This is a genomic window from Mycobacterium sp. (assembly GCF_049683935.1).
Classification (GTDB): Bacteria; Actinomycetota; Actinomycetes; order Mycobacteriales; family Mycobacteriaceae; genus Mycobacterium.
In genome coordinates this window covers 1-8384 of the sequence record NZ_JBAUJR010000320.1, presented here as the reverse complement: position 1 = coordinate 8384, position 8384 = coordinate 1, and the positions used below count along the sequence as shown (strand labels likewise).

The window sequence follows — 8384 nt, the reverse complement described above, 5'->3', positions numbered from 1 at the left end:
ACCCAGCGCCGCTGCGGTGCGCAGCATGTGGACCACCGTGCGGGAGAAGGTCCGCGAACGCAGTCGCACCACCGAGGTGATGCTGGCGGGTGCGATCGTGCGTGCCGTCGACGGGGACACGCTGGTCCTCAGCCACGAATCGGCGCCGCTGGCGAAACGACTGACCGAGCAACGCAACGCCGATGTCATCCGCGACGCTCTCAAGGACGCGCTCGGGGTGAATTGGAAGATCCGCTGCGAGACCGGCGCAGCGGCCTCTGAGCCGGCGGTGTCCCCGCAGCCGCGGCAGACCCCCGCTGAACCCGAGCAGGCCAATGACGACGAGGAGAGCATGCTCGCCGAAGCCGGCAAGGACGACCCCTTGGCGCCGCGCCGCGACCCCGAAGAGGCCGCCCTCGAGTTATTGCAGACCGAGCTCGGGGCGCGTCGCATCCAGGGAGATTAGCTAGACTGCCCTCTGTCACGAACTGGCGACCAAAATTTACGTTGCCGACAGGAGGCCGGGGGTGGGCAGAAGCGAGTTCGCTTTTGCGACTCAAGCATTGCGGGAGGGTTCCCTCACCAAGACTTTCACCCGCTTCGTCGGCGCATCGAGCTTCGCTATGGCAGGCATGGGCGTGGTCGCGCAGTTTCTCCCCCACGGCCCCGACAACCCCACGACCAGGTTGCTTCTCGCCGTCGCGGCAATTGTCGCCACCGTGGTCGGGGCCCGCTGGCTGCTGACGCCGTGGCCGCGGTACGGCGCTGCTGTGGCATTCGTGATCTGGGCGGACTGTGCGCTCGCGTTGGGCGCGTCGACGATGTCCACGCCGCAGGCCCAACTTTGCTCCACGCTCTACATGGGTCTGGTCGGTGGGTTCGCCGCCTTTCTGCTGAGCCCTCGAATTCTCTACCTGCACTGCGCGGTTGGGTTTCTGGTGATCGCGGCGATCACCGGTTGGGCTACCGCCTCCGGCCGATCCGATCCGATCGAGTTGTTCGTCTTCTACATGCCGGCGTTGACGTGGGTGGTTTTTGTGCCGCTGGGTGGACTCGTGATGGTCGTGCGCGGACGGCGCGCAATAGGCTGGACCGCCAGGTCGGCCGCCTACGATCCGTTGACCGGACTGCGGAACCGCCGCGGGATGACCGCCGCTGTCGATTCGGCACTGCGTGAGCAGACCGGGCCGACGACGATGTTCGTCGCGGTGTGCGATGTCGACCGCTTCAAAGACCTCAACGACCGTCAAGGCCATGCCGCCGGCGACACGGCTTTGGAACAGATGGCGGGAAAGCTGCGCGACATCGCTCGGCGAGGTGAGGTCGTCGCACGGATCGGCGGCGACGAACTCGTGCTCGTCGGCTTTCTAGACGATGCCGGCGACATGGCGGAACTCCCGGACCGGCTGGCCCCCCTGACACGCGGCGATGTCGACGGAATCGAACTCAGCTCCAGTGTCGGAGTCGCGGCGTTGGCGACCGATGCCTCACACTTCCTGGTCGACGATGTCGTCCGGCACGCCGATGCGGCGATGTACCAAGCGAAACGGGCCGGTGGCGGTCGGTGTGCGGTCTACTCCGACCCCGCCGGCGCCTAGGTCGCTGTCTTCTTCTCGCGCAGGAGCAGCACTGGCAGCACCACCGTCGCCACGGCGGTGACCAACCAGACCAGCACGGTGGCCGCGACCCACGAACCGATGCCGCGGATGCTGAGACCGTTGGACAGCAGCGAGGCCAACAGCAGCGCGACGAAGGTCGATACCAGCCCGATGCCGCCGAGGAACGCCGAGGCATATCGGCTGGCCATCTTCAGGAAGAACGGTGACAGGATCGCCTGGGCCACAGTGAAGATCACCACCGCAGCGACGAAGCCCCACACCGAGACCGACACACCTGGCACCAACCAGTCGGCGACGAGCAGCCCGATCGCCGAGGACCCGAGAAATACAGCGACACGCAGCAGGAATCGGATCACCGGAGTCCCCCTATGCGTTCCACCAGGGCCGCAGCGGCAGCCCGTGATCGTCACCGCGTTCGTCGAGTTTGACCGCCAATACCTGGTGTAGCTGAATAGCGTTCTGCTCGAACCCGATCCGGGATCCTGCCATGTACAGACCCCATACCTTGGCGGTGGGCAGACCCACCTCGGCGACTGCTTCATCCCAGTTCTCGACGAGGTTGCGGCACCAGTCGCGCAGCGTCAGCGCATAGTGGTGGCGCAGGTTCTCTTCGTGCAAGACCTCGAGATCGGCGTTCTGCACCTCGGTGATGATGCGCCCGGAACCGGTGAGCTCACCGTCGGGGAACACGTACCGGTCGATGAACCCGCCGGCAGTGGCCCCCGCTCGATTGTCGTGACGGGTGATGCAGTGGTTGAGCACCAGGCCGCCGGTGCGCAGCTTCGACCGCAGGAACCGGAAGTACGCCGGATAGTTCGCCACCCCGATGTGCTCGGTGAGCCCGATCGAGGACACCGCGTCGAACTGGGACTCACGCACGTCGCGGTAGTCGCTGTGGCGCACTTCAGCCAGGTCTCCCAGACCCTCCTCGGCGATGGCCTTCTGCGCCCAGATGGCCTGCTCCCGCGACAGCGTCACGCCGATCACCTTCACGCCGTTGCGCGCGGCATGGCGCACCATGCCACCCCAGCCGCAGCCGACGTCGAGGAGGCGGTCACCCGGTTGCAGTCGCAGCTTCTCGAAGACCAGCCGGTACTTGTTCTCCTGCGCCTCCTCCAGCGTGGCATCCGGGTGCGGATAGCAGGCGCAGGTGTAGGTCATCGACGGGCCGAGAACCCACTCATAGAAGGTGTTCGACACGTCGTAGTGATGATGGATCGCCTCGGCGTCACGGGTCTTGCTGTGTCGCAACCCTTCTGCGAAGCGTCGCCACCGGGGGAGTGCCTCCTGAGGAGGCGGTGCGATCGGCACGAGGTGCTCGATGCCGATGGAGCGGATGACGTTGGCCAGCACCCGCGCGGGCGGGCGCTTGAACTTCATCTTCTGCGCCATCGCGGCGAGCAGATCGTAGGGATCACCCGGATGGACGCCCAGGGCCTCGAGGTCGCCCGAGACATACGCCCGGGCCAACCCCAGGTCGCCCGGAGCGGTCGCGAGATAGGTGGTCCCCCGCGGCGTCCGCAGGTCGAGTCCCAACGTCGCGTCGTCGGGTCCGGCGCTGCTGCCGTCGTAAGCCGTGAATTTCAGCGGCAGTCGGCCGGCCGCGAAGATCTCCAGAACCTCCGCCAGTGAGAGTCTGCCTTCGGAGTTGTCCGCCGCATCTGTGGCGCGTTCCCGAAATGTCGTCATTGTCTCTTCACCGCCTTCGCATACAGATCGAGGAATCGTGAGTCAGGGTCATAGGTCTTCTTCACCGTCTTGTAGGTTTCGCCGCCGTAGAGTTCGTCGAACTCCTCCGGCGAGTAGTACGCGTCGGAGTACAGCGACTTGTGTCCGTTCAGTTCGCTGACCCTGCGTTCGATCAGCTTGTTGGTGTGGCCCTCCTCGGGACCGACGGGCACCGAAGACCAGAAGCCGATGTTGACGTAGCTGTGGTGCGGGCGCAGCGGGTACAGCGGCCAGTTGCCCTCGTCGCGAAGTCGCAACGGGCACAACCAGATCGGTTCGATGGGTACGTTCTCGAGGAACCATGCCACGAACTCGGCGGTGCGCTCGATCGGTACCTCGACGTCCTGGACGACCCGTTCGCGTGGGGGCCGGCCGTTGCGTACCTCGAGGCGGTCGGCGATGTCGAAGCGCTGGTCGTAGCCGATGAGCTTCCAGTAGAAGCTGCTGCGCCGGTACTTTCGCGGCCACCAGCGGCGGATACGCGGATTCTGTGCGCCGAATGCCCTCGAGCACCAGAACCAGTCGGTGTCCCACCGCCACAGGTAGTCGTGGATGGTGAGCCGGTCGTGCTTCTCACCGCCCTCGTGCTGGATCGACTGGTAGTAGATGTCGCTGCCGGTGTAATCGCTGACCGGTCCGGGGGTGGCCGACTGGGTGCCGAGACAGAGGTAGCCCTCGTCGGCGGTGCACACTACACCGTCGAGGTAATCGACCCGCTCGCCGTCGAATTCGCCGGAGGTGATGATCGCGTCCATCGCCTCGACCAGGTCGGTCAGCGATCCGAACCTGACGTGCCGCAGCGCCACGAACGGCTTGACGGGCTCCAACTCGATCTTCAGGCGAACCGAGTAACCCAGCGTGCCATAGGAATTCGGAAACGCCCGGAACAGTTCGGGGTTCTCGTCGGGCGATGCCCGCAGAATCTCGCCGGTGCCGGTGAGGATGTCCATCTCTAGCACGGACTCGTGGGGCAGACCGTTGCGGAACGACGCCGACTCGATGCCGAGCCCGGTCACCGCACCGCCGAGGGTGATTGTCTTGAGCTGGGGGACCACCAGCGGCGAGAGCCCATACGGCAGCGTGGCGGCCACCAGGTCCTCGTAGGTGCACATGCCGGCCACGTCGGCGGTGCGGGTGTGCGGATCGACCGCGATCACGTGCGTCAACCCTGAGGTGTCCAGGCCGGGGCCGGTGTTCTTGGCGCGGGCGCGGAACAGGTTCGACGTCGGCTTGGCCAGCCGGACCGAGGCGTCGGCGGGAATCGCCCGATAACTGGAAAGAAGCCGCCGCACGCCGTCGGTATGAGCGGCACGTGCGTCGGTCGAGGCGACAGACACACATATACGCTAGTCCGCGGTGGCACCCGATGCGACCGTACCCAGACACCTTCACCCCCTGTTGACGAGGAGTTTGCACTGATGGGACAGGTCAGCGCGTCCAGCACGGTCCTGATCGACGCCGACCCGGCGACCGTCTTCGGCGCCGTCGCGGACTACCAGGCCATGCGCCCGAGAATCCTCTCCGAGCACTACAGCGGCTACCAGGTACTCGAGGGCGGCCAGGGCGCCGGAACCGTGGCCACCTGGAAGCTGCAGGCCACCAAATCGCGGTCCCGCGACGTCAAGGCCGCCGTCGACGTCGCAGGTCACACCGTTATCGAGAAGGATGCGAACTCGACGATGGTGACGAACTGGACCGTCGCGCCGGCAGGTCCGGGATCGTCGGTGACCGTCAAGACGTCGTGGCAGGGGGCGGGCGGGATCGGCGGCTTCTTCGAGAAGACATTCGCCCCGATCGGACTGCGCAAGATCCAGGCCGCAGTGCTCGGAAACCTCAAGCGTGAGGTCGAGGGCACCCTCGGAGCGGAGAACTGATCGCCGTCGAGCGTGTCGTGGACGTCACTCTCAACTCTGGGAGCTGAGGAACGCCACGATGCCGCGGACGACGGCGTCGGCGTACTTCTGGCGCCCCTGCTCCGTTGTCATCAGGGCCGAATCGGCCGGATTCTTCATATTGCCCAGTTCGACGAGGATCGACGGGTACTGAGCCAGGTTGAGGCCGGCGATATCGGAGCGCGGATTGAGACCCGACGAGCCGATGTAGGTCGCGGGCGGGATGCCCGAACCGGCGAGCTGATCGCGCATCACCCTGGCGAACTGCACCGACGGCCCCGCCTGGGCGGCGTTCAGCGGTGGGGAGGAGTACAGCACGTGGAAGCCACGCCCGCTGGCCGGACCGCCGTCGCCGTGGATCGAGACCACGGCGTTGGGCCGGATCTGGTTCGCCATCGCCGCCCGTTCGTCGACGCAGGGTCCCAGGCCGGTGTCGTCGCCCCGCGACATCGCGGTCCGCACGCCGAGGGCGGTCAGCGCCTGCCGGATCCGCAGGGTGGTGTCCCAGGTGAAGCTGTGCTCGGGATAGCCGTCGCCGGTGGCGGTGCCGCCGGCCTGGCAGTCCTTGGTGCCGCCACGCCCTGTCGGGACCTGTCTGCTGATCGAGGCGTCGTTGGCACCGTTGTGACCGGGGTCGAGGAAAACGATCTTCCCCGCCACGCTGGTCGGGGCGGCATGGGCAGGGCTGATGAGCGTCGAGGCGGCGACGAGCAGTCCGGCGGCGAGCGCTGAACCTACTCGGGTGCCGACACGGAGGCGGACTGGCACGTGCACGGCGCCACGGTAGCCCGCATGCGGACTACGCTTAAAGACCAAAGTGCCGGATCTGGGCGAGCGCAACCAAGTCGAGACCGAGACGAAACCTATCCGCATATCTATCCCCGAATCACCGACATGCACAGAGGACAGTCATGCAGCCCGATGGTCAACCCGATATGTCAGCACTGCTCGCGCAGGCCCAGCAGGTACAGCAGCAGTTGATGGAGGCCCAGGAGGCCCTCGCCAACGCCGAGGTGCACGGCCAGGCGGGCGGTGGACTGGTCCAGGTCAGCATGCGCGGCAGCGGCGAGGTGGTGGCCGTGGCGATCGACCCCAAGGTGGTCGACCCCTCCGACGTCGAGACGCTGCAGGACCTGATCGTCGGCGCGATCGGCGACGCGGCCAAGCAGGTGACCATCCTGGCGCACGACAGGCTCGGCCCGCTGGCGGGCGGAATGGGCGGCCTCGGGCTGCCGGGGATGTGACTCCTTGTTCGAAGGACCGGTCCAGGATCTGATCGACGAGTTGGGCAAGCTGCCCGGCATCGGGCCGAAGAGTGCCCAGCGCATCGCGTTCCACCTGCTCTCGGTCGAGCCGCCGGACATCGACCGGCTCACCGCCGTCCTCGGCAAGGTGCGCGACGGGGTGAAGTTCTGCGCGGTGTGCGGAAACGTCAGCGACGACGACCGCTGTCGTATCTGCAGCGACTCGCGCCGTGACGCCTCGCTGGTCTGTGTCGTCGAGGAACCCAAGGATGTGCAGGCGGTCGAACGCACCCGGGAGTTCCGCGGTCGCTACCACGTGCTCGGCGGCGCGCTCGACCCGCTGTCGGGCATCGGTCCGGACCAGCTGCGAATCCGCGAGCTGCTCAACAGGATCGGCGAGCGGGTCGACGGTGTCGACGTCGCCGAGGTGATCATCGCCACCGATCCGAACACCGAGGGTGAGGCCACCGCGACCTATCTGGTGCGGATGCTGCGCGACATCCCCGGGCTGTCCGTGACGCGGATCGCGTCGGGCCTGCCGATGGGTGGGGATCTGGAGTTCGCCGATGAGTTGACGCTGGGTCGCGCGCTGGTCGGCCGCCGCGCGATGGCCTGATCCGGGTTCGCGCGCCGAACGTACGCTTTATGACGATTCCAGGCCGATTTTCGTCAGAAACCGTACATTCGCGCGTCGTCGGCTGCGACTAGTTGCCCTACACCCGTCGGGGTGCCGCGAGGCGTTCCCGGCGCAGCTGCGTGACTTCCGACAGTGGCAGCGGTGCCAGCGTACCGACGACCTCGGCGAGCAGGTGGTCGGCAAGCTCCGGATTGCGGGCCAGGCAGCAGCCGTGCAGATAGGTGGCGACGACGCTGCCCTGCACCGCGCCGTCGACACCGTCCCCGGCCCGGTTGCCCGCACCCTTGGTGACTGCGGCCAGTGGCCGTGCGTCGGCGCCCAACACCGTTCCACCGCGGTGGTTTTCGAAACCGGTCAACGGTTCGGTCAGCCCGTCGATCAACGGAGTCGCCGTGACCTCGCCGATGGTGCGCTCCGGTTGCGGCGACGTCGTCAGGTCCAGCACCCCCACCCCGTCGACGCGTTCCCCGGCCGAGGTCTCGTACCAGTGCCCCAGTACCTGGATGGCCGCGCAGATCGCCAGCACCGGGGCTCCTCGCGAAATCGCCTGCTGCAGGCCGGGATAGCGGATCAGATGCTTGGTCGCCAGCCGTTGCGCGTAGTCCTCGGCGCCGCCGAGGGTGTAGATGTCCAGCTCCGACGGCACCGGATCGTCGAGCGTGATCTCGACGATCTCGGCGTCGATTCCCCTCAGGCGCAACCTCTGTCGCAGCACCACCGAGTTGCCGCCGTCGCCGTAGGTGCCCATCACGTCGGGAAGCACCAGCCCGATCCGCACCGTCGATTCGGTCATCCGAGGCGCTCCAGGATTCGGTTCAACTGCAGGAATGCGGTGTAGTTCGCGATGACCTCGACGTGGCCGGGCGGGCACGAATCGATCGCGCGCATCGTGTCGTGCACCAGCGTGTGCTCGACGCCCGCGTAGCCCAGACGCACCGCGAGGTCGGTGCCACGTTCGCCGGCAGCGACCACCTGCACCGTGTCGAAGTGTTCGAAGCGCACGTCCCACAGCCAGGACAGGTCCTCGCCGTCGGGCACCTGCCCGTTGACGGCGATCACCACCCCCGCGGCATCGCGGTCCACCATCGACAGCGCCTCCTGCCAACCGGCCGGGTTCTTCGCGAGCAGCACGCGTGCGGTGTGCGCGCCGAGTTGCACGGTCCGGTACCGGCCCGCCACCTCGTCGACCAGTGACACCGCCGCGACCGCTGCGGCGGGATCCGCGCCCAGTGTCACCGCCGCGGCGACAGTGTGCGTCGCGTTGCCGCGGTTGACCGCGCCGGGC

The 8384-nt window shown here is 67.0% G+C and carries 10 protein-coding genes and 1 pseudogene; 5 read left to right on the top strand and 6 right to left on the bottom strand.

The window, feature by feature from the left end:
• A pseudogene (locus WA965_RS18950) lies at positions 1-445 on the top strand (DNA polymerase III subunit gamma/tau); the annotation flags it as partial.
• 61 nt (positions 446-506) lie between these two features.
• Positions 507-1577 (top strand): GGDEF domain-containing protein, encoded by a 1071-nt coding sequence (locus WA965_RS18945; protein WP_526296883.1) that lies wholly within the window; start codon positions 507-509, stop codon positions 1575-1577.
• Here the strand turns inward: WA965_RS18945 and WA965_RS18940 are convergent.
• From WA965_RS18940 to WA965_RS18930, 3 genes are read right to left on the bottom strand one after another with little or no spacing between them, the layout of a single operon-like run.
• A complete protein-coding gene (locus WA965_RS18940) occupies positions 1574-1954 on the bottom strand; it encodes a phage holin family protein (protein WP_526296881.1) in 381 nt (126 codons plus the stop codon). The genes WA965_RS18945 and WA965_RS18940 overlap by 4 nt on opposite strands.
• A gap of 10 nt (positions 1955-1964) precedes the next feature.
• A complete protein-coding gene (locus WA965_RS18935) occupies positions 1965-3287 on the bottom strand; it encodes an SAM-dependent methyltransferase (protein ID WP_526296879.1) in 1323 nt (440 codons plus the stop codon).
• Positions 3284-4663: an FAD-binding oxidoreductase gene (locus tag WA965_RS18930; RefSeq protein WP_526296877.1), complete on the bottom strand. Its 1380-nt coding sequence runs from the start codon at positions 4661-4663 to the stop codon at positions 3284-3286. The genes WA965_RS18935 and WA965_RS18930 overlap by 4 nt, the downstream gene beginning before the upstream one ends.
• Positions 4664-4744: 81 nt before the next feature.
• Here WA965_RS18930 and WA965_RS18925 point away from each other — a divergent pair, with 81 nt between their 5' ends.
• Entirely contained in the window at positions 4745-5200 is a 456-nt protein-coding gene (locus tag WA965_RS18925; protein WP_526296875.1) for an SRPBCC family protein, read from the top strand.
• 30 nt (positions 5201-5230) lie between these two features.
• Here WA965_RS18925 and WA965_RS18920 read toward each other — a convergent pair whose 3' ends face one another.
• The gene (locus WA965_RS18920; RefSeq protein WP_526296873.1) at positions 5231-5992 is read right to left on the bottom strand and encodes an Rv3717 family N-acetylmuramoyl-L-alanine amidase; all 762 of its coding nucleotides are present in this window, start codon (positions 5990-5992) and stop codon (positions 5231-5233) included.
• A gap of 137 nt (positions 5993-6129) precedes the next feature.
• Between WA965_RS18920 and WA965_RS18915 the strand changes: the two genes are divergently transcribed.
• Complete coding sequence (locus WA965_RS18915) at positions 6130-6462, top strand: YbaB/EbfC family nucleoid-associated protein (RefSeq protein WP_526296871.1); 333 nt, start codon at positions 6130-6132, stop codon at positions 6460-6462.
• 4 nt (positions 6463-6466) lie between these two features.
• Positions 6467-7078: a recombination mediator RecR gene (recR, locus tag WA965_RS18910; RefSeq protein WP_526296869.1), complete on the top strand. Its 612-nt coding sequence runs from the start codon at positions 6467-6469 to the stop codon at positions 7076-7078.
• Between the two features lie 97 nt (positions 7079-7175).
• On the opposite strand, the gene WA965_RS18905 is transcribed toward recR, so the two are convergent.
• The gene (locus WA965_RS18905; protein ID WP_526296867.1) at positions 7176-7892 is read right to left on the bottom strand and encodes a type 1 glutamine amidotransferase; all 717 of its coding nucleotides are present in this window, start codon (positions 7890-7892) and stop codon (positions 7176-7178) included.
• On the bottom strand, positions 7889-8384 hold a 496-nt coding region (locus WA965_RS18900; protein WP_526447929.1), incomplete at its 5' end, for a MurT ligase domain-containing protein. The genes WA965_RS18905 and WA965_RS18900, both read right to left, overlap by 4 nt.